The 22,460-nt window shown below is 47.4% G+C and carries 18 protein-coding genes; 11 read left to right on the top strand and 7 right to left on the bottom strand.

From position 1 onward, the window contains the following. Positions 1-85 precede the first annotated feature (85 nt). Positions 86-685, top strand: a complete 600-nt coding sequence (locus tag ACE3MZ_RS18640) for a histidine phosphatase family protein (protein WP_411343609.1) — start codon at positions 86-88, stop codon at positions 683-685. 34 nt (positions 686-719) lie between these two features. Then, the gene (locus ACE3MZ_RS18635) at positions 720-1,340 is read left to right on the top strand and encodes an NUDIX hydrolase (RefSeq protein WP_411346847.1); all 621 of its coding nucleotides are present in this window, start codon (positions 720-722) and stop codon (positions 1,338-1,340) included. Between the two features lie 166 nt (positions 1,341-1,506). On the opposite strand, the gene ACE3MZ_RS18630 is transcribed toward ACE3MZ_RS18635, so the two are convergent. From ACE3MZ_RS18630 to ACE3MZ_RS18620, 3 genes are all read right to left on the bottom strand, one after another. Beyond that, positions 1,507-2,469 (bottom strand): AEC family transporter, encoded by a 963-nt coding sequence (locus ACE3MZ_RS18630; protein ID WP_411343608.1) that lies wholly within the window; start codon positions 2,467-2,469, stop codon positions 1,507-1,509. Positions 2,470-2,844: 375 nt separating this feature from the next. Further along, positions 2,845-3,819: an ester cyclase gene (locus ACE3MZ_RS18625; protein ID WP_411343607.1), complete on the bottom strand. Its 975-nt coding sequence runs from the start codon at positions 3,817-3,819 to the stop codon at positions 2,845-2,847. Between the two features lie 553 nt (positions 3,820-4,372). Further along, entirely contained in the window at positions 4,373-5,575 is a 1,203-nt protein-coding gene (locus ACE3MZ_RS18620) for a cytochrome P450 (protein WP_411343606.1), read from the bottom strand. A 373-nt stretch (positions 5,576-5,948) separates the two neighbouring features. Here ACE3MZ_RS18620 and ACE3MZ_RS18615 point away from each other — a divergent pair, with 373 nt between their 5' ends. Both ACE3MZ_RS18615 and ACE3MZ_RS18610 read left to right on the top strand, forming a co-directional pair. After that, on the top strand, positions 5,949-6,836 hold the full coding sequence (locus tag ACE3MZ_RS18615) for a GNAT family N-acetyltransferase (protein ID WP_411343605.1): 888 nt from the start codon (positions 5,949-5,951) through the stop codon (positions 6,834-6,836). Between the two features lie 155 nt (positions 6,837-6,991). Beyond that, positions 6,992-7,438 carry a GNAT family N-acetyltransferase gene (locus ACE3MZ_RS18610; protein ID WP_411343604.1) on the top strand — a complete coding sequence of 149 codons (447 nt, stop codon included), beginning with the start codon at positions 6,992-6,994 and terminating at the stop codon, positions 7,436-7,438. Between the two features lie 53 nt (positions 7,439-7,491). Here the strand turns inward: ACE3MZ_RS18610 and ACE3MZ_RS18605 are convergent, their stop codons facing one another. Then, positions 7,492-8,676 (bottom strand): DUF418 domain-containing protein, encoded by a 1,185-nt coding sequence (locus ACE3MZ_RS18605; protein ID WP_411343603.1) that lies wholly within the window; start codon positions 8,674-8,676, stop codon positions 7,492-7,494. 399 nt (positions 8,677-9,075) lie between these two features. On the opposite strand from ACE3MZ_RS18605, the gene ACE3MZ_RS18600 reads away from it, so the two are divergent. Both ACE3MZ_RS18600 and ACE3MZ_RS18595 read left to right on the top strand, forming a co-directional pair. Next, positions 9,076-9,291 carry a hypothetical protein gene (locus ACE3MZ_RS18600; protein WP_411343602.1) on the top strand — a complete coding sequence of 72 codons (216 nt, stop codon included), beginning with the start codon at positions 9,076-9,078 and terminating at the stop codon, positions 9,289-9,291. A gap of 92 nt (positions 9,292-9,383) precedes the next feature. Continuing rightward, positions 9,384-10,340 carry an acetylxylan esterase gene (locus ACE3MZ_RS18595; RefSeq protein ID WP_411343601.1) on the top strand — a complete coding sequence of 319 codons (957 nt, stop codon included), beginning with the start codon at positions 9,384-9,386 and terminating at the stop codon, positions 10,338-10,340. Between the two features lie 159 nt (positions 10,341-10,499). Here ACE3MZ_RS18595 and ACE3MZ_RS18590 read toward each other — a convergent pair whose 3' ends face one another. Further along, on the bottom strand, positions 10,500-11,405 hold the full coding sequence (locus tag ACE3MZ_RS18590) for an EamA family transporter (protein WP_411343600.1): 906 nt from the start codon (positions 11,403-11,405) through the stop codon (positions 10,500-10,502). Positions 11,406-11,513: 108 nt separating this feature from the next. Here ACE3MZ_RS18590 and ACE3MZ_RS18585 point away from each other — a divergent pair, with 108 nt between their 5' ends. The 3 genes from ACE3MZ_RS18585 to clpB all read left to right on the top strand — a co-directional run bounded on the left by ACE3MZ_RS18585 (position 11,514) and on the right by clpB (position 16,774). Then, positions 11,514-12,413 carry a helix-turn-helix domain-containing protein gene (locus tag ACE3MZ_RS18585; protein WP_411343599.1) on the top strand — a complete coding sequence of 300 codons (900 nt, stop codon included), beginning with the start codon at positions 11,514-11,516 and terminating at the stop codon, positions 12,411-12,413. Positions 12,414-12,817: 404 nt separating this feature from the next. Next, positions 12,818-13,786 carry a DnaJ C-terminal domain-containing protein gene (locus tag ACE3MZ_RS18580; RefSeq protein WP_411343598.1) on the top strand — a complete coding sequence of 323 codons (969 nt, stop codon included), beginning with the start codon at positions 12,818-12,820 and terminating at the stop codon, positions 13,784-13,786. A gap of 348 nt (positions 13,787-14,134) precedes the next feature. Further along, complete coding sequence (clpB, locus tag ACE3MZ_RS18575; protein WP_411343597.1) at positions 14,135-16,774, top strand: ATP-dependent chaperone ClpB; 2,640 nt, start codon at positions 14,135-14,137, stop codon at positions 16,772-16,774. Positions 16,775-16,976: 202 nt separating this feature from the next. Here clpB and ACE3MZ_RS18570 read toward each other — a convergent pair whose 3' ends face one another. Further along, complete coding sequence (locus ACE3MZ_RS18570) at positions 16,977-19,283, bottom strand: glycoside hydrolase family 105 protein (protein ID WP_411343596.1); 2,307 nt, start codon at positions 19,281-19,283, stop codon at positions 16,977-16,979. A gap of 174 nt (positions 19,284-19,457) precedes the next feature. Beyond that, positions 19,458-20,336 (bottom strand): LysR family transcriptional regulator, encoded by an 879-nt coding sequence (locus ACE3MZ_RS18565; protein ID WP_411343595.1) that lies wholly within the window; start codon positions 20,334-20,336, stop codon positions 19,458-19,460. A gap of 107 nt (positions 20,337-20,443) precedes the next feature. Between ACE3MZ_RS18565 and ACE3MZ_RS18560 the strand changes: the two genes are divergently transcribed. Beyond that, positions 20,444-21,589 carry a DMT family transporter gene (locus tag ACE3MZ_RS18560; RefSeq protein ID WP_411343594.1) on the top strand — a complete coding sequence of 382 codons (1,146 nt, stop codon included), beginning with the start codon at positions 20,444-20,446 and terminating at the stop codon, positions 21,587-21,589. Positions 21,590-22,080: 491 nt separating this feature from the next. After that, positions 22,081-22,374, top strand: coding sequence for a hypothetical protein (locus ACE3MZ_RS18555; RefSeq protein WP_411343593.1), 294 nt, complete (start codon positions 22,081-22,083; stop codon positions 22,372-22,374). The last annotated feature ends 86 nt before the right edge of the window (positions 22,375-22,460 follow it).

The raw sequence follows: 22,460 nt of genomic DNA, 5'->3' as shown, positions 1-22,460 counted from the left end.
GCAAAAGTCACTTTATAATACAGCGAATCTCAACAGAATAATACAGCGAATCTCAACAGAAACGACAGGGAATGGAGGCATCATTATGACGACGTTCGGCTTGATCCGGCATGGAAGTACAATCTGGAACAAAGAAGGCCGTGCACAGGGTAGTTCGGACATTCCTCTAAATGAAAACGGGTGGCAACAGGCACGTTTGCTCGGCGAACGCATCGCTGGTGAGCACTGGGATCGCATCTATGCCAGCGACCTGATTCGTGCGCAGCAGACTGCACAGGCAATCGCCGAAGCCGCCAAGCTGGATATCTCCTGCGATGCGCGTCTGCGTGAACTGGACGGTGGATTAATCGAAGGTACGACGCAGGCGGAACGCATCGAACGCTGGGGAGAGAACTGGAAGCAACAAGATCTTGGACTGGAAACACCCGAATCTGGCGCAGCACGCGGCATTAGCTGCTTGAGCGAGCTGGCACAGCGCTATCCGAATGAACGTATTCTCATCGTCAGTCACGGTGTACTGCTGAATCATGTGCTGAATGCTATTTTGCAGCAGGAACCAAAGTGGCATGCACTTGAAAATATGTCGATCACCGTCGTCCAGTGTGACGAGCCAGAGCAATGGAATTGCGAATTGTACAATTGCACGCGCCATCTGTTACCATATGAGACAAACCCGGCAGACTGAGTGCCGGATGAGAGAGATGGAAAGGGTGGTAGCGGTGGAGCCAAAGTGGCTGGAGTGGGCGAAGCAGATGCAAGCAATCAGTCAAGCGGGACTGGAATATTCGCGCGATGTGTACGATATCGAGCGTTTCCAGCAATTGCGTGAGCTGAGTGTGGAGATCATGGAACAGTATACGGATGTGGAAACAGAACAGATTCGTGGATTGTTTGCGAATGAAACGGGTTATGCAACGCCCAAAGTGGATGTGCGTGGTGTCGTATTTCGGGATGAACGCATTTTGCTTATTCGCGAGAAGATCGACGGAGCATGGGCGCTGCCGGGCGGTTGGGCAGACATCGGATTATCCCCCAAAGAGATTGTCGTGAAGGAAATAGCAGAAGAATCGGGCTACGAAGCCAGAGCGGTACGTCTGCTAGGCATCCTCGATAAAAAATTCCATCAGCATCCGCCATCACCTTGGCATATTTATAAACTATTTATTTTATGCGAGATTACCGGAGGCGAAGCAGCCACCGATACAACGGAGACGATGGACGTCGGCTTTTTTGCCGAAGATGCATTGCCTCCGTTGTCGGTTGATCGTAACACGGAACAGCAGATTCAAATGTTGTTTGAGCATCTGCGTAATCCGCATTTGCCGGTATTCTGCGACTGACTCATGTTGATGGTATATTTGTACAATGTCAGATTGGGATACAATAGATGTTCTATATACGTTGTATATAAAAAGTAGGATACTCCGCTATGTGTGGTATCCTACTTTTTTGCATCTAGTTAGTGTTGTCGTGGCTCATTGTTCATCATACTGTATAACCTGTTTGTTATTGAAGGAGGTAAATCAACACAGGCAATACAACAATCGAGCTTAAGGTTGTCCATAAGATGCAGCGGGACACCAGACGAGGTGCAGCTCCAAATTGCTCTGCCAGAATGACCGCATTCACCGCTGTCGGCATAGAAGTCAAAATAAACAGCACATTGAACAAGATTCCATCAATGCCAAGCAACCGGAGAAGCAGCCAAGATAATAGCGGAGCCGCTATGATGCGCAAACTCAAACCTGCCCATAAGGCACGGCGAGTAGGGGCAACTTGTGCAGCAAGCTGGGCGGGATCGTTGCTGCTGGCATTGACGTTGGTCACACCGACATGAATCATTTGTGCACCAAGAACTGCCAGTGCTACCGGCGAATAAGCAGCAGCTAACATCGCAAATCCTTCATCCAGCGCCGTTGGGAGTGATAATCCATTTAGCCGTAGGATGGTCGCTATCATCGCCGCATAAATAGCAGGCAACCGAAAGACCGAATACACCGCATGACGTACCGAAAAATGAGAACGAGCCGCGAAAAACACCCCGACTGTATTCACAATAATCATCTGCCCGATCACATACACTGAAGCTTTATCCAAGCCAAGTTGACCAAAAGCCAACAATACGAGCGGCAACCCGTAATTGACACAATTCGTAAATGTCGAAATCATCGTCAGCCCGGCTTGCTCCTGTGGATTGAGCTGAAGCACCCGACTCAACATAATCGCCACCAGCCACAAAATAACGAGACTAAGTAATGAAAAGCTAATCGTATGCCCTACATCACCAAGCGAAATATCCGCATGCAGCAATGTAGTGAATACGATGGACGGTGTGAGCACATACAACGATAACGTTGCTAGTGGCTTCGTATCCAGTCCGCGAAACCGTCGTAATAATACGCCACCTATCACCGGTAGAGAGATGGGCAGAAATACCTGATACATCGTAGCTAGCAACTGAGTAAGCATGAACAACATCCTTTCCGGTGAAGCTGGTTTGAGTTCCATGGAGTATGTAAGAACGAGTTTCACTTTACGCTGGAATCGTTGTAGGGTCAAATACTTGCATCCTATTGATTGATAGGCTATAGCTATTAATTAACTTATACGTTATTGATTATAGTTATAAAAGATATAGATAGTGCTGTTTACATCCAATCGGTTTATTCGTTAACAGACGATTTTGTTATCCTAATTGTTCTATCCATCTCTACTTGAATGGAATAAAACCTGTTTGTTCTACAGGCAGCAATTGTATGCCCGGAACAAACAGGTCTATTCGTGAATCCTATCTATCTTTGCAAATGAAAGGAAGCAGAGTCTCATTCGACTCCCAACGCATCGTTAGAACATTGTATTATTATTCGCCGATTGCGCTGGAACTTCTTGAATCACATCCCAGTGTTCAACGATTTTGCCATTGGCTACGCGGAAAATATCGACGACGGCAGAGCCGCGGTCTTGTTTGTTGGCTGTGGAATGTACATGTAGTGCTACAATATCGCCTTCAGCAATGACACGTACGATTTTGTTCTGGCTATCCGGGTTTTGTTTTAACATAGGGATAAACGATTCCAGCGGTTTACGTCCGGTCGGAACGGTAGGGTTATGCTGGATATAATTCTCGGCTACGTATTTGGTGAGCGCATTTCCATCTTTTTTATTGAAAAAGTCATTATAGAATGTCGTTACAAGCTTCACATTGGCGGCAACTTGCTTGGTGCTGGTAGCTTTGACTTGTACTGGTGTACCAGCCAGTGGGAACATCGTGTTGTCGTTGGCAGACGTTTCTGGTACGGCTTGACCGACATCCCAGTGCTCAACGACCTTATTGTTTTTGACGCGGAAAATATCCACGACTGCCATACCGCGATCTGTTTTGGTTGTTTTCGCCAAACTGTGTACGAATACAAGGTCACCTTGCGCAATGATCCGTTTGACCTCTACGTTATAATCTGGATTTTGTTTGACAAATGGTTGGAAAAAGTCGACAAATGCTTGACGCCCATTAGCAGCGAGCGGGTTGTGCTGGATGTAGTCGGTAGCAATATAGCGGCTAGCCTGATCAAGCTTATGTTCAGTGAAAATCGTTTTAAACATATTCAGTACGAGTTGTTTGTTTTGTGTTAATTGTTTTTGTGCTTTTTGCTGCTGGGTTTGTTGAGCGGGAGCAGTAGCTGCTTTTGTTTTTACAGATACAGCATTCACGGATGGACAGTTGGCACTATCTGCCGCAGCAGCTCCTGCGGTACCGACCGTAGTCAGCGTTAGAACGGAAGCGAGGGACATACTCAGCAAAACGGATGTTTTTCTTGGCATTCAGATCACTCCTTCAAAAGGTATCGGTCAGCTATAGCTACCGGAATGCCTTGATTGTAACCTGTAACATTACATGTTTCAAGTTTGGCTAAACTTGCCCCATAATGGCTGGGTGAAAGGATGTATAGGCAAGTGTTTGCCCTTATGTAATGGGGATCGAACACAGGCGAATGATGAGTATATGTGCTAAAAATATATAAAAACAGCCAAAAATAAGCGAATAGTCCTGTATGTTCATCAAATCTTTACCAAGATGTTGGGTCTGTATTGAGAATGGGAACGCTAAGATAGATCCTCTGAAAAATGCGATTATGGACATATTTATATATTCGTTAATAAGTTGGTTATACGTAGAGTAGAGCGGGAAAAAGAATACAAAGCACGGATCGTACATGTACATGTGAGCGATATTGTACAGACTACATTAGTAAAAAGAAACGCCGTTCTACTCACAAAGAGCAAAACGGCATTTTCACCAAACGATACATATGCACGATACAACATGCAGCAAGTGACTAGACTGCTCTACAATCGATCGTCATAATTAACCAGCTCACGGGTTAAGCGGCTTGAATGTGATGGGATATTCTTGTACGCCGAATACAAATGCACTCTGGATCGGCTTCAATTGAACATCCTCTACCAACTGGATCTGCTCCATATGACGCAGCAGCGTTTGCAGCACGACCCGACCTTCCAGACGGGCGAGTGGAGCGCCGAGGCAGAAGTGAATACCGAAGCCGAATCCCATATGCTGATTTGGCTTGCGATTCGGGATAAAGGTTTCCGCTTGCGGGAACTTGCGTTCATCGCGGTTGGCAGCACCGACCCATGAGATTACTTGCTGCCCTGCTTGGATATGTTGACCTTGCAGCTCAACGTCCTCGTGGGCAACCCGACCGATTGCCACGATTGGCGGATAATACCGCAATGTTTCTTCCACAGTCGTCGGAATCCATTCCGGGTGCTCGCGCAATTGCTGCTGAAGCTCCGGTTGTTCAGACAAAATACGCACTGCATTTGTAATCAAATTGGTCGTCGTCTCGTTACCGGCTGCCAGCAGCAGAATGCAGAAACGGATAATCTCCATATCGTTTAATTGCTGCCCTTCGATATCTGCCTGAATGAGCAGGGAGATTAGATCGTCTTTTAATTGTTCACGACGTTGATTGACGATTTCACCAAAATATTGCTCTAGCTCTTCATGAGCACGCGTTTTTTCTTCCATTAACTCTTGGAACGCTTCTTCACTATCGTCGCGTGCGCCTTTAACTAATAGATCTGACCAGTGCTTAAACGCATCCCGGTCTGTCGTTGGTACACCGAGCAGTTCGGCAATAACGATAACAGGCAATGGGGTAGCCAGCTCATGCACCAGAGGGATCGTACCATTTGCCAGATGCGGAGCCAGCAGATCGTCAGCGATATTCTGAATATGTGGTGCTAGCTGTTCGATTTTTTTCGGAGTAAATGCCTGATTTACCAGATCGCGCAGCTGCTTGTGCTTCGGTGGGTCCATGTATAACAGGCTCTGATTGCTACGGTTGCGCTGAGAGGAAAATACTTTTGGATGTTTGAGTACATATTGCACATCTTCGTATCGGAATACATCCCAGCATTGGCGATGCTCATCATAGCGGACGGGCGTTTGCTCTAGTAATTCACTATACGCATGAAATGGATATAATTGGTTCTCTGTTGTGTTCAATTCTCGCATCGGGATATAGTTGGCGTACTTCGTTTTTGTCTGACTCATACATATCCTCCTTACAGATATTGAAATGCGGAAACAGTGGAATATTACAATTTCCATTATTTTATATATATTTATTTACATATTAGGATGACTCTATTATACTCTTTTGCACTGTGGTATACAAATTTTGTAACTTGGATCGTAGAAATTGGAGAATATGAGAGCTGCTGCTTACCTACTTTGTTCTACACAAAATATTTGCTGGTATGGCAATTTACGAGTATATTTATAATTATTTTTATTCATTAAAGTGAATTTTTATTCTATTGATCGTTCTGTCAATCGGTTGTTGTAAATATGTGATATCACTATGAAGTGAGTGAGGTGGTATGTACATATAACGGCAATGTACAATGTGAAGGAGGTATACATAATGGAACAGTTTCATCGGATATTAGAGCAGAGCAGTCTTCGCACATGGGCGACGCTGCATACGTATAATCTGCAAGGGCTAGCACTACGTACAGCAAATGGTTATACCAAGCGCTCCAATTCCGTGAGTGTGCTGAATTATGATGGCGATCTGGCAGACATCCAGCATATCATCTCGCAATGTGAAGCGTATTATCATGCGCAGCAATTGCCAGCGATTGTTAAAATCACGGAGGATGAGGTATCCGCTGCATTCGATCGTGAACTAGAGCAGCAGCGATATGACAAATGTGATATTTCACTTGTGCAGTGGTTGCGGCTGGATACGTACGTGTCCAACAATGCTGCTATAGATCAATCTATACAGAAGATTGCCCATCATTTTCATCCGGACAACAAACATAATGATGAGAGCGTTGTAAGTATTAGTAATGCAGCTACCAGCAAAATGTTTATCAGTTCTACTCAGACGGATTGTATCCATCAGACTCCTTTTCAATATGAAGCTATACTAGAATGGATCAAGCTGGCAGGCTCTATTGGTGACATGTCGGAGCAAGCGCAGCAGATGATTCCGCAATTGCTACAAGCCAGTCAATGTCCCTATGCAGGTGTGATCGTTTATGTGGAAGGGCAACCGGCAGCTTGTGCGCTAGCTGTATGCGATGGGGAATTTGTGGGTATATATGATGTAATGACGGGTGAAGCATATCGCCGTCGGGGATTGGCACGTTATGCAGTGCATGCATTGCTGAATTGGGGCGAGCAGATAGGCGCGCAATATGCGTATTTGCAAGTGATTGCAGATAATGAACCGGCTTGCAAGCTGTATGAGCAGCTCGGATTCCAGCATGGATATCGCTACTGGTATAGAGTAGAGAACGTCTGACAATCGGATAAACGTATACGTTTGCTGGTATGGAATGGTGCAGGCTCGTTATATTAACTTGCATGTAAGATGCTGCTATGAACTACATAGAAGCGATGGATAAAAGAAAGATCAGCGTTTCGCACGACCCAATATCATTCAAAGGAGCACACCGTATGGAACAGCACACACTTGTTATTCGCGAAGCGCATCAGGAAGATATTCCAACATTGACGATACTAATGGATCAGCTTGGTTATCCTGTATCCGAGGACGATTTACGTAGACGCTTTACGGCATTGCAAGATCATCAGGATTATCAAACATATGTGGCAGAAGCAGACGGTGAAGTAGTAGGGATGATCGGGCTTATTCATCAGATGCGTTTTGAACGGGATGGTACGCATGTGCGTATTGGCGCATTGGTTGTAGATGAGAACGTACGCGGTGGTGGCATCGGGCGCGCGCTGCTTCAGGCGGCAGAAGGCTGGGCAGGTACGATGGGCGCACGCGCAATGACACTGAATAGTGGCAACCGCGAAGAACGCAATGGGGCGCATGATTTTTACCGCCATATGGGTTATGAGGCAGGCTCGACCGGGTTTGTGAAGCCATTGCAGTAATGTATACAAGCTGGCACAAATATGAATATATACGATGACAAAGCGGCTTTCTTTTATTCAAAGAAAGCCGCTTTTGGCTGTCCGCTGCGAGATAGATTCGTCCACATACGCAGTAGCTTTTCTACCGGACCATATGAATAGCGGCGGACATATAACGGGCTAAGCAGCCATTGCAGCATATAAATCGCTAGCGCAACACAGGTACCTGCCGCCACGCCAAACTGACCGAACCAGCCGAAACCGTAGCCATAAAATAGCGTGGTACTGATCAGACTTTGTAGCAAATAGTTGCTCAGCGATAACTTCCCGACTGCTGCAAAATGATTCATCCAGCGACGTTCACCTACGTTGACATACAACCATGCAAAAGCAAATACATAGCCAATCGCTAGCATTGGACCACCCACTAATACCGCCAGCGTTTCCCATTCCAGCACTGGCATGAATAGCGGCAACGCCTTGAGAATCAGACCGAGTGGAAGTAAGATCAGCGTACCGCGTGCATACAGCGAACGTTTGGCATTTGCCTGCTCAAATACACCTGTTTTCGCCATATACATACCGAGCCAGAACATCGGAATATAGAGCAGCGAAGTCATCGCAAGTAGCAAAAACATTAGCACAAAACTGAATGGGAACGAGCCAAACGGCGTCTCTGTATTACGATGCAGTAGAATATCCAGATAACTGCCCTGAGTATACACAGTCAGCATATGTTGCAAATACTGCTCTTCTGCCATACTGCTGCCCGGATCAGGTATTATAACGCTTACCAGTCCAATCAGTAGCAATATGCCAAATCCGATGTATGTCCATACTAGCAGTGTATTCGGACGACAGCGAAGATACAGCAGCAAGCCAAAGCCAAACAGCCCATAATACGTCAAAATATCGCCTTCCCAAATAAAAAAGGCATGCACCATCCCGATCAACATTAGTAGCAAAAAGCGTCTGCTCAGATGCGTATATGGGGACAGTTGCTTTCGCTCCAGACTATCTTTCATTTTCACAATCCCAAAGCCAAATAACAGAGCAAAAATCGGCATAAAACTCCCAACTACCAACACTTCCAGTAGTCCGTTGACGATGTGATCCAGACGGGTGAAGGACGCTGATTGTATATCGATTAAGCCCCAACTGCCATATTGGAAAATGAGCATATTCGCCATGATGATGCCAAGCAGCGAAAAGCCGCGCATCGCATCGATAAGCTGTAATCGTGTTCCAGACGTATTCATCAGGACACCTCCATTATTGTTTTTGTGAGCTGCATATGTTGTATCGTATGTACAAATTGTGATTGTTTGTTGCATGAGGTAGTCGTTATATTGCCTATCGTATTGGGGTTGCGATAAGCATAAGCTACTACGCCTTCATAATTCATTACAACGGTTGACTCTGCTGTTCACGTCTACGCTTTACTACGACGATATAGGAGAGGCGTTGCATTTTTTTACCATTTACATCCAATGCGTGTACGCAATATTGGGTGGATTGTATGCGGGTTGCAGCAATGTTACTTAGACGGCAATGCTGGCTTGTCATCCTACACGTTTATTGATAGCATGAGGATATTGAGCCTTCGCTCCGGCATGCTGCGGCGGTGCAGGCTTATTCTGGAGTAAAGAGGGAGAAGCATGAACTGGATCAAATCCAATGTTAGACTGTCCGATTTTATCGGCTGGTATGTTATTATGGCAATTTTGTTGGTCGTACTGGAGTTTCGTAACAACCCGGGTACGGTTAGTGTCGGTAGTGTCGTGCTTACGCTTATCGTGGCGCTTATTCCGGCGGCGATTTTTAGCTTTTGTTTCCGTATGATTACCGGCTGGATCGTGAAGCTGAACAAATAAGTGATAAGGCTGGCATACAGAGCAGTCGCACAATGAACCAGATGACGTACTTGCCGATCCATTTTAATTGATGATAAAGGAGTCCTGACCTGATGATAAGCCATGCGATTGCACGCAGAATACGCGATCTGGAGCAATATTCGCCGATGTTGACTGCACCGGCAGATCTGGATGAATTCTGGAGCCGGACGCTGGATACGTTTCGTGACAAGCCGCTAAACGATCATGTGGAAGAACAACCTACACCGATGAGAACGGTACAGGCATTCAAAGTGACGTATGAAGGATTTGACGATACTCCGTTGTCGGGCTGGTTTGTTCGTCCAGCTGGGCAGGAGCAGGAAGCCTTGCCGTGTATTGTGATGTACCACGGATATACTGGCAGTAAAGGATACCCAGAGGAATATGCCCAGTGGGCGGCGATGGGCTATGCTGTATTTGCTGTTGATGTACGCGGACAAGGCGGGGAGACAGGCAATCGTCTGCCGTCAGAATTCGGTATGAGCACGGGCTGGCTGACGCAGGGCATTCTGGATAAGGAGCAATTTTATTATCTGGCGATTACGATCGATGCACTGAAGGCAGTAGAATGGGCAGCGGCGCGTCACGATGTAGATGCTTCGCGGATTGCAGTGTACGGCGCGAGCCAGGGCGGTGGATTGTCACTGATTACGGCGGCGCTTAGCGAGATTCCAGCGGTTGCTGTCGCTAACATTCCGAATATGTGCCATATGGATTTTGGGATTTTGAATTCGGAAAGTTCGCTCAAAGAAGCGGCGCAATTTGTAAGCCGTTACCCGGAGCATCTTGGTCAGGTGCTGCAAACGCTTAGCTATTTTGATATGCTCAATCTGGGTGACCGGGTGAAGATTCCGCTACTTGTCTCCTGCGGGCTAAAGGATATGGTCTGTTTGCCGGAAACGATCTTCGCGGCGTACAACCGTATTCGCGCACCGAAGGACATTGCGGTCTATCCATTTGACGGGCATTATGTCGGACCGTACCATACACGGCGGACGATGGAGTTTTTGCAGCAGCATTTTGGATAATGTATGGAGCGTATTGTTCATCGCATGATATTTTCCATACCATGATATGATCATAGAATGATGATGTAATACACATATACACGTATGCACATATAGTAAAAGAACCGCGCAATGGATCAACGATTGCGCGGTTTTTTTGCATATTTTATGCCATTGGATCTATGTCAATTGACGATTCAGCGTCAGCAGCAAGATCAATCCGATGATGCATGCAGTACCAAGCCATTGAAACCACCCAAAAGGCGTATGTAGCCAGAAGACTGTCGTAATCACCGCCGCCAGTGGTTCCAGACTACCGAGCAGACTGACTTCGCGTGCGGACAAGTATTGCAGACTTTTGACATAGAACCAGAAGGCAATCATCGTACCGAAGATGATAATAAACGCCATATAGAGCCAGATCGTAGGTGCCATATGGGCAAAGTCCGCTTGCCACGGTGGATGAAGGATACTCAAGCCGCAGCCTCCGATCATCATCGCCCAGCCGACAATGGTCAGCGAATCATGCTCCCGCACAAGTGCAGCGGCATACAAGGTATAAAATGCAGCTGCTACGCCAGACAGCACACCCCAGATGATCGCAGGGATCGGTACCGTCAAGCCTGCTAGCGAACCGTTCGTCAGCAGCAAAAAGCAGCCCAGTAGCGCCAGCGTTACCATCATCAGATCACGAGATGAGAGCACCATTTGCCGACGTAGCAACAAATACATAATGATCATCACAGGTGACAAATATTGCAGCAGCGTCGCGACCGCGGCGTTACCATGCTGAATGGATGCCATATACGTATATTGCACTGCCAACATGCCTGCCAGACCGAACAGAATTAACCGCCCAGCCGTCGATTTATGTTGCCAAACGGAGGTGACGGCAGAGCGACCACCAAGTATAGCTTGCAGTGTCAGCAGCAGAATGCCTGCTGCCAGCAAGCGCGTGCTAACCAGCCAATTCACATCGACCGCAAATTGTTCGAATAGCTTTTTGGCAACTGTACCGCCGATTCCCCAGCAGGTTGCTCCAATGATCACCAGCAATAATCCTTTACTTCTGGATGACAGAATCATAATCATTTCTCCTTCTAAACTACAATGATATGATTAGGATAAGGAAAGAAGCCGTTCAAGAATACCGATATATCATCCGAAAATAACACTAGATTGAGGTGGAGGCATATGTGTGCGACCAGCTTTGCTATCGATAACGGCAGTCGCCGCGAATTGACGCTGCACCGGACAACGACACTGCCGCTTGCTTGTTATGAGACTCATATTCGTCAGCATGCTCAGGGCTATATTCCGCTGCACTGGCATGATGAATTGCAATTTGTGCTGATTACGCATGGGGAAGCGTTATTTCAGGTGCAGGATCAACAGGTGCATGTACGCGAAGGAGAGGGATTGTTTATCAATAGCGGGTGTCTGCATATGGCAGAAGCGGTACGTGGATATGAATGCACATATATTTGCCTGAATGTTGCGCCCCATTTTGTAACCACGCAGGAATTGTACATTAGCTGCGTGCAGCCGTATATTCAAGCGACGAATGTACCGTATATGCTTATTGATCCGCAGCAGACATGGGGACATTGTATTAAGCAAGCGATACGTAGGATTCGGCAATGTTTGCAGGAGCGCCCTGCCTTGTTTGAAATGGAGCTGGCAGTACAGCTGACGTCCATCTGGAAAAGCTTGATCAGTCATGGTTTCCAGCCTGAATATAGCCCAGCAGAAATGATCAAAAGTCAGCGTATAAAGCAGATGCTGCACTGGATTCATCAGCATTATGCCGATCGGATAACGTTAGACGAGATCGCGAGCGTCGGATCACTAAGCCGTTCGGAATGCTGTCGTTACTTCCGCCGTTTCTTGAAAACGACACCGCTGAATTATGTTGCCGATTATCGAATTCAGCAAAGTCTTATACTGCTACAGAGCGAGAGCAGTGTCACCGAAGCTGCATATCAGGTAGGCTTCAACAGTACGAGCTATTTTATCGAGCGATTCCGCAATGTGATGCAGATGACACCGCTAGCTTACAAAAAGAGCAAACGTTGGCATGCTCCGAGCAATTAGTAGTAGCATAATATTCCATGAAAAACAGGGATACGATGCAGGTATAGGTGATATCATATCTTCCATCTGCGATCATGATGGAATAGGAAGGAATTTCGCTTTTGATCCTAGTTGCAGCGGGGCTAAGTCATACAATTGAAAGTCAATAAAGATCAAACGTCACATGTTTAGACTACTAGTAAATTGGCTTAAAAATAGGTAGACTAGTGGATGATACGCTTCCCTTTTCGACTAGATCAGAGATACATTCCAATCACAAACCAGCATCGCTGGTGATTGTATATGCCACTGCTTGATCAAGTGGTTTCACCAAAGTGTGTTGTCGATAGATACGACAAAAATGCACCTTTTCACCATGTCTTACGTTATACCTGTATGTTTATGTTGTGGAAAGGAGGGAGAAGATGTCCCGTAGTTACTACGATATTCTCGGCGTATCATCTACCGCCTCCAAGCAGGAGGTCAAAAAAGCCTACCAGAAACTCGCCAAGCAGTGGCATCCTGACGTGAACAAGGATGAACAGGCAGAATCCAAATTCAAAGAAATCACCGAAGCGTACGAGACCATCGGTAATGAGAAGAGTCGTCAAACATACGATGAGCAGCTTCAATATGAATCGGCGCGCCGAGCATATGAAGCAGGCGCGGGTCAATCAGCTGGGCAGCGTTCATCCGGTAGCAGCAATAGCGGAGCCGGTGCAAGGCGCGAACAACAGACCGGAGCTGGACGTGGGTTTGTGGATGAGGATTTATTTGATATGTTTTTCGGTGAGCGGATGAATGGCTATGACATATTCGGCGAGGCGGCAAACGGATTGGGCAGTGATTACTGGAATAGCGGATCGCAGCAGCGTACGACGCGTGCTACGATGGATATTACGCTAGAACAGGCATACCGTGGCGATCAACTGCCGGTACAATTAGGAAGCTCCAATATCCATGTCAAAATTCCCGAACGTATTCAGAATGACCGTACGATCCGTATTCGTGGAACAGGCGCGAACGGGATCAGTATAGATACCGAGCTGCTGATCACACTGCATATTCTCCCACATGGTACCTTTCAACTGGATGGCAGTCATTTGCTGGCAACGTTGCAGATTGCTCCATGGGAAGCGGTATTCGGATCGGAAGCTCAGGTGCAGTTGCCTGATACATCTCGTGTGCGGGTGAAGGTGCCAGCTGGTATCCAGTCCGGGCGCAAGCTACGGATTCCCGGCAAAGGGCTAAAAGACGATGATAGCGGATACGGCGATCTGATGCTCAGCGTGGAAATTGTCGTTCCGACTGATCTGAGTGTACGCGAACGCGAGCTGTACGAGGAATTGTCCCGCACGAGCCGTTATCGGGCGAGGATGAAGCGCAATCTGTAGCCTGTAGGCACTCATGATAGAGACATTACGTAATCCAGAATTACATCAGACATTGCATGATCCAGATATCGCGTAATCCAGACATCGTATAACTCAGGTATCACGTAATTCACGTAATCCACACATTATCTGTTCTGAATTGCTAGACGGGTAGCATCCTGAACGAAAGAAGCTGCCTTTTACTATACGATAGCTGTACAACAATTGGGCTATCTCCAAATACCTTCCCTGCTGTATGTGTGAATCGGACATGTTGCCGAATGTACCATACAGCATTTTGCCGATTTCTCATAAAGATAGAATTTCTATGAATCAATAATAACTACTCTATAGAAAGGATGAAAATGTATGGATTACAACAAATTGACCAACAAGCTACAACAGGCGGTAGCAACGGCGCAATCGCTGGCAACGAGTATGGGACATCAGGAGATCAGTACCGCCCATCTGCTCAAAGCCTTGCTGGAGCAGGAGGAAGGCTTACTGCCTCGATTGCTGCACAAGCTGAATGTTTCGCCACATGTGATCCGTCAGCAAAATGATGAACAGCTGCGCCGCAAAGCAAGCATTAGCGGTTCGACAGCCGTTAGTCGCTATGCGTCGGCAGGGCTGCTGGCTGTCTTGAACCGGGCAGAACAGGAAGCAGCAGAGATGAAGGACGAATATGTGGCGGTGGAGCACGCCTTGCTGGCACTGCTGGATGTGGACGATAGCGGCAATCGGGATGTACGCACACTGCTGCGTCAGCATGGCTTGAAGCGCGACACTGTATTGACCGCATTATCAGACATTCGCGGGCATCAGCGTATTACAAGCAAGGACCCGGAAGCAACATATGAAGTATTGGAGAAATATGGACGCGATCTGGTCGCCGATGTGCGTGCTGGCAAAGTCGATCCGGTGATCGGTCGCGATGACGAGATCCGCCGCGTCATCCGTATCCTGTCACGCAAAACGAAAAATAACCCTGTGCTCATCGGCGAACCGGGCGTTGGTAAGACAGCCATTGTAGAAGGATTGGCGCATCGTATCGTACGCAAAGATGTACCAGAGGGCTTGAAGGATAAAATGATCTTTTCACTTGATATGAGCGCATTGGTAGCAGGTGCCAAGTATCGCGGTGAATTTGAAGAACGGCTGCAAGCGGTACTGCGTGAGATCAAGCAGAGCAACGGGCAGATCATTCTTTTTATCGATGAGCTGCATACAATTGTCGGCGCTGGTAAAACAGAAGGTGCGATGGATGCGGGCAATATGCTGAAGCCGATGCTGGCGCGTGGTGAGCTGCATTGTATCGGTGCGACGACACTGGACGAATATCGCACGTATATCGAAAAGGACGCTGCGCTGGAGCGTCGCTTCCAGCAGGTACTTGTGAGCGAGCCGAATGTGGAAGATACAATCTCTATTTTGCGCGGCTTGAAGGAACGATTTGAAGTGCATCATGGCGTGAAAATTCACGATAACGCAATTGTGGCAGCAGGTGTGCTGTCGGATCGATACATTTCGGACCGTTTTCTGCCAGACAAAGCGATTGATCTGATCGACGAAGCCTGCGCGATGATTCGGACCGAGATTGATTCGATGCCGTCTGAGATGGACGAAGTTACCCGCCGCATCATGAAGATGGAGATTGAAGAAGCCGCTTTGAAAAAAGAAACCGATGAGCTGAGCTTGTCCCGTCTGGAGCATTTGCAGCGTGAACTGGCGAATCTCAAGGAGAAACAGCTGGAGATGAAGGCACGCTGGGACAAGGAAAAAGAAGTGATCGACAATATTAACAATATCAAAAAGCAACTGGAACAAGCGCGTCTGGATCTGGAAAAAGCACAGGAAGAATATGACCTCAACAAGTCCGCCGAGCTAAGTTATGGTATCATCCCCGATCTGGAGCGTCGGCTGAAGCAGGCAGAAGAAGCGGCACAGAGCGATCAGGATGGACGCCTGCTGCGCGAAGCCGTGACTGAGGAGGAAATTGCGGATATCGTGTCCCGCTGGACGGGTGTTCCAGTCAGTCGTCTGGTGGAAGGTGAGCGTGAGAAGCTGTTACGTCTGGAAGAAGTGCTGCATGAGCGGGTTGTCGGCCAGGAGGAGGCAGTGCAGCTTGTTGCCGATGCAGTGATTCGTTCACGCGCCGGAATCAAAGACCCGAATCGACCGATCGGTTCCTTTCTGTTTCTCGGTCCTACGGGTGTCGGCAAGACCGAACTTGCCAAAGCGATTGCCGCTTCCCTGTTTGACCGTGAGGAGAGTATGATCCGTATCGATATGTCCGAGTATATGGAGAAGCACAGTGTGTCCCGTCTGGTTGGCGCGCCTCCGGGCTATGTCGGGTATGAAGAAGGCGGTCAATTGACTGAAGCGGTACGTCGTCAGCCGTATTCTGTTATTTTGCTAGATGAAGTGGAGAAGGCGCATCCTGACGTATTCCATCTGCTGCTGCAATTACTGGATGACGGTCGGTTGACCGATTCGCAAGGACGGAATGTCGATTTTAAAAATACGATTGTCATCATGACCTCCAATATTGGCTCCGTTCACCTGCTGAATGCGATGGAGCGTGACGGCGATATTCAGGAATCGGTACGACAAACCGTATTGCGTGAACTGAACAGTCATTTTCGACCGGAGTTTCTGAATCGGGTAGACGATATCGTCATCTTCAAACCGCTGAATCGCAGTGAGATCCGTCAAATTGTGCTCAAGCTGGCAGAGGGATTACGTCAACGTCTGCATGATCGGCAGATCAACCTACAGATTAGCGATGACGCAGCAAGTCTGATTGCTGAGGAAGGCTTCGATCCTGCATATGGTGCACGTCCGTTGAAACGATTCATTCAGCGTGCACTGGAAACGAAGGTCGCTCGTGCGTTGATCGCCGGGGAAGCTTTGCCCGGTTGCACGGTAAATGTGACGGTGCAGGAGGGGGAGCTGAACGTCCAGATTGTTGCCCCATCCTCGGCTCATCCGGTAGGCACGTCATTGTAAGTTTGTAGCGAGTTGGTGATTCGTTCTCATCTCGCAATACGCTTCTTGGTGTACGTTCTTTGATATATAGATTGGTAACTAGTTTGAGATTCAGGTCTTAAATAATACGATAGGCAACAAGAATGGGAGTACGACAAACAGCCGGATACGAACGGGAAAGCTCTCTCGTTATATCCGGCTATTGCTATAGAAACGCATCATCCTATGACAAGATGCCATCCGATACGCCAATCGTTTGTCCCAGATGCTGCTTCATCCGTGCCACTTCCGTTCCGGCGAGCATCATAATGCCAATCCCGTGATTGTCGTTCGTCACTGTACGCAGATCGCGGTCGTAATATTCCGGGGTAAACGCATACCGCGAGCCGCTGCATACGCCATGCACATTGCCCTGACGGTCGATCGCATGACGAGTTAGACCATTCCATGCTTTTTGTGCAGCAGCCGTATAGATACCCGGATCATGCAGCCAGCCAAACCGAACGCCACGCGCGAACCCGTATGCGAACATCGCTGTACAGGATGCTTCTTCATACGTATCCGGCTCATTCAGTACCTGATGCCACAGCCCGCTATCTGCCTGCAAGGCGGCATATCCAGCACATAGATCGTTGAAAAAGGCGATCAATTCCCCGCGCTGTGCATGCTGCTTCGGTAACGCTTCCAACACTTCGGATAATGAGAATAGCGTCCAGCCATTACCACGTCCCCACGGCACCTGCGTCGCCTGATTGTATTTGAAATCATACACATGCGACATAATTTGCTGCTCTGGCATATACAGATATTTGCGGAATAATAGGAACTGGCGCGCTGCTTCATCCAGTGCTTCCGTGCGACCAGTCAATCTGGCATACCGAACGAGAAATGGCGTGCTCATATACAGATCGTCCGCCCACATCGTATTGGCGGCATACTCACCGATACATTTGCGATAAAAGGCACCGTCTGGCTGCCGCTCCAGCCGGGTTAATATAAAGTCAGCAATCCGCTCGGCAATTGGCAGGAAGGTCGGTTCTTCGCAAGCACCATACGCTTGCAGCATCGCCGAGCCGAAGGATCCGCAATTGTCCAGCATTTTCAGCATGACTAGCTGCTGATTAATTGCCGGAAAGCCGTATTGTTCCCGATCCCAGAGCGAATAATCGTACATCCGTGTACATGACTGCACATGCTCGGCAGCATAACGCACAATATCCGGGCGATTCAGATAATCTCCTGCCTGAAGCAGTCCGTAAATGGTTACGCCGAGTGGATAATCCCAGCGTCCGTAATTGGTCACTTGCCCGACGGTCCATTTGTTGCTGAGCATGGCATTTTCGTAATGCGGTCGAATCCATGTCCCCGGACGATCCAACCGCCAATACGTATGCTGGGAAACGGAATTGCCGCCACCGTCATATAGCCGATCCATCCGGTTCATCCATTCCGGTGCCGGCTCCGCGCCGCTGGCAAAAGGTCCAGCGTATAGCCAATTCTCATCTCCCGTTCCACGAATCCGCCATGGTAATTCCGGTTGCACGTTTTGCTCTTTGTTATGCGCTTGTACCGTGAATTGCCACGGTGTATCCGTATCACTACATGTGCTGCATACTAGCAAGTCGTTAAAGCCAAAGTGAACAGGAACAGTCACATCGAAGTTTCCCGCTTGCTCTAACCGTACCACTTCCTGCTGTTGTAGCCAGATGTGCAGTGAACCGCTTGCCTGACCATGCAGACGAATAGAATGACTTTGAGGATCAGTATGATTGATGCGCGTCCACGCATACACACTTTGATGTACACTACGTCCGTACATGCGCTCTAGGGGTGGCAGTGCTTGCTCCTGCTCATTCCATGACTGTCGTGGCAGCCATTGTAGACCGTTATCCTGCTCATGCCCGAACACATCCAATGACTCTGGTACAAGAATTATCGCATCGTCAGATGACGAATGTGAGTTTGCTGTTGTTGGCCGTTCTGGTGTAAATGGTACAGAATACGCCCAGCCAGCCTGTCCCGCGCGTTCTGCAAAAGGCGCTACCACGTTCAGAATCCGCACCTTGCCTTCGTCTGAGCCAAACTGACAGCCGAATCCGGCAGGCGTATATTTCATTTCCAATACCAGCGTATTCCAGCCCGGCTTGATGTCGATAGACACTTTCACCGTAGAATCAGGCTCTAGCTCATCCATAACGTTGGAACGGTAATGCAGCGCTCCGTTAAAGAAAAAGCGCACAGGTCCATAACAGCGCAGCAGCACATCCAGATTGCGCTCCTCATCACCCCAAACAAGTCCAGCGGCGTAGACAAGCTGCCCCTTGATAACTTCTGGAAATCGCTCACCAAGATTCAGATCGTACAAGCCGGAAGACGTTTGCAATATACCTTCCCGTTGAAAGGCGCGATACACAAAGTCCGCCTGCGCATTCGCACCAATATATCGTTCCGCCAGCACCTTCAGCACCTGCGACTGATCCTCTCCAAAACGGTAATACATACTCTGCGGTTCATCAAAATACGTGGTCATGCGGCATATACATCCCCTTCACGGATAAATGACAGACAAAGCACATTATAGAGCATCTTTTGCCAAACTGTTGTTCAACTGTTGTATATACTATCTTCAGTATAAACGACATAACATATAGATGCCATGCATTTTTGTTAACGCTTACAAAAATAAAAAGAATCCGAACCAGTATCATACCGATTCGGTTACAAATAGCTCCTGTGCAGTTTTAATAAATAATCGTGTTGCCAGTGAAGCTTGCTCCAACGAAGGCACTGCAATGCCGATCTGGCGCTGAATGACGGGATATACCGGCTTGACTGCCAGCTCGTGTGGGAACATCGACAGCGCCAGATCAGATACGATGCCAATCCCTAATCCTTGTCGCACCATATTGACTAGCGTGCTGACATTGTGCGTAGTGAAGCGGATCGTAAGCTGACTTTTCTCCTGATCAAAGGCTTCCAGAATTGCCACCTCATGCCCACCTTTGCACAGAATCATATCCTGCCCGTGCAGATGCCGGATCGTGATCTGCGACTGCTTTTGTAATGGATGCCCGTCCGGTAATAACAGCACCATCCGGTCAGAGTGAAGCGGAATAGCATCAACTAGCGGATCCGGCAGCAAAATAATGCCCGCATCCAGACGGCGATTATGCACCCATTCCTTCACTTCGTTGGTGGAACCTTCGTGCAGATCAAAGATCAGCTTCGGATAATTTTGCTGAATGTCGTGGATAATCGGAGGTAGAAAATATGCTGAAGCCGACGGAAATGCACCGACAGTGATCGTCCCGACTTCCAATCCTTTTTCCGCAGCTACCTGCTGTTCGACCCGATTCATACTTTGCAAAATCGACCGAAATTCGCGCACAACACGCTGACCGACATCCGTGAGTAATACACCCTTTTTCCGGTCACGCAGCAGTAATTGTACATCTAGCTCGTTCTCAATACTGGCGATTGCATGACTGACAGCGGGCTGAGTCATATGCAGCTCCTGCGCAGCTTGCGTAAAATTCAACGTTTCAGCAACTCGTACGAAAATCATAATCTGTGTAATGGTCATAACAAAATAGTTATCTCCTTTATGAAAAAGATTCATTTTATTTATCATATCAAAGAAGTTAACATAAGCATATAAACAAATGAACATATAGATAGGAGAGAAACGGTATGAAGCAACATTCCACACATGCAGTCAGCCATCCGGCTTCTTCCGGGCATGGTGAACCAGTACATTCTATACAACATCAGGCTAGCGGCGACATCGTAACTGACTTGTCATCGCAAAACCAATACAAGAACCAGTTCATTGATGAGAGCAGAAGATCGTTCAAACGCGACGAATCCCGGCCATCTGGCAACGAGCATAAAGGGCTATCGCGTAAAACGACATTGCTGCTCGTTCTGTTCCTTGTGAGCATATGGGGCATCAACTGGCCACTGACCAAAATGGTGCTGCCAGATGTACCGCCGCTGCTATTTTCCGGTTTGCGTACGATGATTGGCGGTATCTTGTTGCTGGTGCTGGCATTGCGCAATCGTTCGGCATTACAATGGAAACGCAATTGGCATATCTATGCGGTGCTAGCGATTTTTAATATTATCGGATACTACGGCTTACAAACAATCGGCATCGGTTATCTGCCTGCTGGATTGTTCTCAACCATCGTGTTCTTACAACCTGTGCTGCTGGGATTATTCTCTTGGATGTGGCTAGGCGAACGGATGTATATGTTAAAAGCAATCGGTCTGCTGTGCGGCTTCGCTGGTGTAGCAGTAATCAGCTCTGGCGGTCTGGAAGGTGAATTGTCGCCATTCGGTATCATCATGGCGATTGCTTCCGCATTGAGTTGGGCGATTGGTACTATTTATATGAAGAAACAGAGTAACCGCATTGATTCCTTGTGGGCGCTCACGATGCAATTGTTGATAGGCGGTGTTGTGCTGCTGGCGCTGGGAACGGGTACGGAGAGCTGGCAAGAGATTCACTGGACGCCGCAGTTTACGAGTATTCTGCTGTTCATCTCGGTCTTCGTGATTGCAGGTGGCTGGTTGGTCTACTTCAAGCTGCTGAACAGTGGCGAAGCGAGTACAGTTGGATCGTATACGTTCGCGATTCCGGTGCTGTCGAATGTATTTAGTATATTCCTGCTGGATGAGATGGTGACGATGACACTATTCGCCGGGCTACTGCTGATTGCTGCTGGGATTGGCTTGGTGAATCGGAAGCCGCGGGTACAAGTTGAGCTAGAGGATCTGCAACAGCAGGGAACGTCGGATGTACTCAGTATGCGGTCGGATTGCAAGCAGGGTTGATTGGTTGTACATGGATGGCTAATTTGGATATGTGATTTTTATTTAAAGGGGGTCTATTTTGTGCTTACGATAGCATAAGATAGACTTCTTTGGTATATCGCTTTATCTAGCGATAAATTGTAGCAAATATGGAGGGGTATGCGACAATATACATCCTTTTTACCCAGGCGAATAGAACCTTTTTGATGTTAAACTTTAGACTTAGGAAACTTATAGTAGATCTACACTTTTGTCGAAACTGCTATATGATTGTTCAGAACAACAACAATATGTTTTATTAAGCTAGTAAAAAAGGATGTGAATTTTGTATTCATAACGAAGTAGATATTTTCAGTTGGAGCTTCTAGGAAGATGGCTCTATTTACCGAATCTAATCTTTCGGACAAAATAAAAGTATAAAACTTATTCTAGAATCAGTTCATCTTAACCCCAATTCCTGCAACAATTCCAAGTATAGCCGCTCAACTGATCCGATAGATGAGGTGAAGAATATGATCAAAGCCATCAAACATATCAGCAAAAAAACAATGGATCGATGGCAGAATATCACGCTTATTTTTTTTATAGTAGGTCTATTTATCCTTAGTTATATCGCAGGCAACTTAAAGTTAGTAAATTTTCATACAGCAATTGTTTTGACAGCTCTTATTTTCCTACCTAATTTACTTGTTTGCATTATGATGTACATTCAAGCAGATGCAGAACAACGCTCGCAATATCGGATCCAGCTGTATCTGATCGCTGTTTTTTATACATTTGTATTATTTTGGAGACTATCGCATTGAAGATGAATTCAAAAGCTACAGCCATCTTACATATAAAAAGAAAACCAGCTTAGCAGGCTCTCTCCACCTGCCCGGCTGGTTTTTGC

Source organism: Paenibacillus sp. WLX1005, assembly GCF_046603685.1.
In the GTDB taxonomy this organism is placed as follows: Bacteria; Bacillota; Bacilli; order Paenibacillales; family Paenibacillaceae; genus Saccharibacillus.
This window is presented reverse-complemented; position numbering and strand designations above follow the sequence as displayed.

What these genes read in the sequence shown, in the direction of transcription:
- ACE3MZ_RS18630 (WP_411343608.1), bottom strand. Translation starts at nt 2,469, where the DNA reads ATGCTTACTCAGTTGCTAGCTACGATGTATCAGGTATTTCTGCCCATC.
- ACE3MZ_RS18620 (WP_411343606.1), bottom strand. Translation starts at nt 5,575, where the DNA reads ATGAGTCAGACAAAAACGAAGTACGCCAACTATATCCCGATGCGAGAA.
- ACE3MZ_RS18595 (WP_411343601.1), top strand. Translation starts at nt 9,384, where the DNA reads ATGATAAGCCATGCGATTGCACGCAGAATACGCGATCTGGAGCAATAT.
- ACE3MZ_RS18615 (WP_411343605.1), top strand. Translation starts at nt 5,949, where the DNA reads ATGGAACAGTTTCATCGGATATTAGAGCAGAGCAGTCTTCGCACATGG.
- ACE3MZ_RS18570 (WP_411343596.1), bottom strand. Translation starts at nt 19,283, where the DNA reads ATGACCACGTATTTTGATGAACCGCAGAGTATGTATTACCGTTTTGGA.
- ACE3MZ_RS18590 (WP_411343600.1), bottom strand. Translation starts at nt 11,405, where the DNA reads ATGATTCTGTCATCCAGAAGTAAAGGATTATTGCTGGTGATCATTGGA.
- ACE3MZ_RS18560 (WP_411343594.1), top strand. Translation starts at nt 20,444, where the DNA reads ATGAAGCAACATTCCACACATGCAGTCAGCCATCCGGCTTCTTCCGGG.
- ACE3MZ_RS18580 (WP_411343598.1), top strand. Translation starts at nt 12,818, where the DNA reads ATGTCCCGTAGTTACTACGATATTCTCGGCGTATCATCTACCGCCTCC.
- ACE3MZ_RS18640 (WP_411343609.1), top strand. Translation starts at nt 86, where the DNA reads ATGACGACGTTCGGCTTGATCCGGCATGGAAGTACAATCTGGAACAAA.
- ACE3MZ_RS18565 (WP_411343595.1), bottom strand. Translation starts at nt 20,336, where the DNA reads ATGACCATTACACAGATTATGATTTTCGTACGAGTTGCTGAAACGTTG.
- ACE3MZ_RS18625 (WP_411343607.1), bottom strand. Translation starts at nt 3,819, where the DNA reads ATGCCAAGAAAAACATCCGTTTTGCTGAGTATGTCCCTCGCTTCCGTT.
- ACE3MZ_RS18585 (WP_411343599.1), top strand. Translation starts at nt 11,514, where the DNA reads ATGTGTGCGACCAGCTTTGCTATCGATAACGGCAGTCGCCGCGAATTG.
- clpB (WP_411343597.1), top strand. Translation starts at nt 14,135, where the DNA reads ATGGATTACAACAAATTGACCAACAAGCTACAACAGGCGGTAGCAACG.
- ACE3MZ_RS18600 (WP_411343602.1), top strand. Translation starts at nt 9,076, where the DNA reads ATGAACTGGATCAAATCCAATGTTAGACTGTCCGATTTTATCGGCTGG.
- ACE3MZ_RS18555 (WP_411343593.1), top strand. Translation starts at nt 22,081, where the DNA reads ATGATCAAAGCCATCAAACATATCAGCAAAAAAACAATGGATCGATGG.
- ACE3MZ_RS18605 (WP_411343603.1), bottom strand. Translation starts at nt 8,676, where the DNA reads ATGAATACGTCTGGAACACGATTACAGCTTATCGATGCGATGCGCGGC.
- ACE3MZ_RS18610 (WP_411343604.1), top strand. Translation starts at nt 6,992, where the DNA reads ATGGAACAGCACACACTTGTTATTCGCGAAGCGCATCAGGAAGATATT.